General features: G+C 39.4%; 2 protein-coding genes. Both read right to left on the reverse strand.

Annotation, left to right across the window (positions count from 1 at the left end; all coding sequences use genetic code 11):
• Positions 1 to 792 precede the first annotated feature (792 nt).
• Positions 793 to 1,587, reverse strand: coding sequence for a hypothetical protein (locus QLG09_RS22295; protein ID WP_282489426.1), 795 nt, complete (start codon positions 1,585 to 1,587; stop codon positions 793 to 795).
• An 11-nt stretch (positions 1,588 to 1,598) separates the two neighbouring features.
• A partial coding sequence (locus tag QLG09_RS22300; RefSeq protein WP_282489428.1) for a DUF2345 domain-containing protein occupies positions 1,599 to 2,134 on the reverse strand: 536 nt, incomplete at its 5' end.

The following is a 2,134-nucleotide window of genomic DNA, read 5'->3' on the forward strand; positions in this document are numbered from 1 at the left end:
TGCCCCGAAATCGCAGAACATCCGGTTTTACCTGGCTGTCGTTGATATCCAGAAAGTAACGGGTCTGTCCGTCAAAAAGCGCTAACATTTTGTTGACTTCTTGCCTTGCAGATATCGACTATTTGGAAAAGCGTTGGAGCCATTCCCCATATATTGAGACACTCATAAATGTTAACTGTACTCTGGGATCTTCCTCATTTGTAAGCTCAAGAAGAAGATTACCTGTAAAATTGCCGGTGAGAATTTATATATTGCTTATGCCTTTATTGTAAATTTCTATTCAACCAAGATATAGAAAAGGCCAGAAATATAACGCAGGCAATGAATAATGAAACATTCCTGAACATTTCCACTTCAAAGAAGAGATATGCTGGATAAACAATTAACAGAATATATTTAAGTCGCCTTGCTGTTTTGGATGTGTGCGACTCAGAAGGTACTTTTCTCAATTGACCATTTAATGAGAAAACAAATAGATAAGACAAAGAAGAAGAGAAAATAAACAATAAGGCCCTATATGGAAAATCAGCTTCAAAGATTTCAATCCCCAATAGCAGAGTTGAACTTATTGCTACGATGATACCTATTGCTTGCTTGGGAACAACTGCTGATATAAATATGCAAAACACAAGAATTAAATATACATAAAAACCATATAGGTTTGTTGATATGTGGGTTTTATGTGGAATAAAAAACTGGGCGTAAAGTAAAGAAATCGAAATGGTGATGATTCTATAGATCATACATGCTAACAAGCCGATCAGTAGTTTACTATTAAATGAATTAATGTTTTTATTTATTCCATGCCGCATAGTTATCATACTCTTCTGAGGTTATAGAGTTACCTAATGCATCAGTTGACGCTCCATTATCTTGCTCGACAACATTCACAGCAGGGTAAGTGCTACCACCAGATTTAATGCTATATGTAAATCTTTGGCTTGCATATAACGCCCCTCGGAGTACAAAGAAATTATCATACGTATTAGTTCTATCGGCAACATCAGTACGTTTACCAGTTCCCCATATCATACCGGTTTCAACTGTTGATGGTATATTTTTTTCCATTCTATATGTATCTATGGCGAAAGGTATTTGCCCAACGGCATCAGTCCAGTATGGGATTTTATTTATCATTACGAGGAGATAGCTGGCACCACCCACACTATTATTTTTCCAGTCGCCCTCACCTTTTGGACGAACAGCCAAAGGCGTTCTATCGATAACTGAAAATTCTGCAATATCATCCCAAGTGAATATTTTGCAAGCTTCTTTTGCGTAATCAGCTTCGTTAACATACAACAATTTCCGATAGTTATCTGCCAATGGTTCAAACCATTGATACTGGAATTTATCATACAACTCTTGAGCTGTCATGATTTTAAAAGAATCCTTTTCACCCCCTCTCAAAACGAACAAAACATCAGCGTTTTTTCTTGTGATTATCAAAATGTTTGGCACTTCAATTTTATGGGCTTCTTCATCTTTTTCAGGCGTGGTATTACCTTTTATTCCTAATTCCGTTTTTTCATTTTTTGTAACAATAAAATAGGGGGTGCCATCGACTTCAATATTTATTTTTTTCATTGAATTATTACTCAGCTTAAAAATACCCAATACTCAGACTCACTGTCTTTCTTGTCGATATATCCATCTGCGCCAGAGCCTGAAAGTATTTCCTCTCCCTCCATTGTTTCAACACGATAATTGACATTTGAAGAGAAATTTAACTTTCTGTCGTAATACTGAGTGATCATTACCATCTGCTTCAATGACTCAATTGGTAGATTGGTTGCACCAGCAAACATCGTCCGCTTCACCTTCCGCAAATAAGACGCCGTCGTACCATACTCGACCTTCCCGGCCTCGAGTCGCAGATAGCTTCCGCCGCCGATCAGCGTGATACGTTTTTTCCCAGCGAATGAAATGTCACTCGCCGAGCTCAGCGTCAGCTTCTTCTCAGCAAACAACCGCAGGCTGGCGTTTTGCGCCTGGATATCTATTGGCCCTTCTCCGGATTTGACGCTCAGTTGTCCGATCCGGGCAAATAGCCCCAGTTTTTCTCCGGCCAGCGTGGTTAGATTGCCCATTGTTCCGACGCTGATATCGCCCCCGGCGTTGACGACCACGTTTC

This window comes from Enterobacter sp. V89_11 (genome assembly GCF_029967775.1).
Classification (GTDB): domain Bacteria; phylum Pseudomonadota; class Gammaproteobacteria; order Enterobacterales; family Enterobacteriaceae; genus Enterobacter; species Enterobacter ludwigii.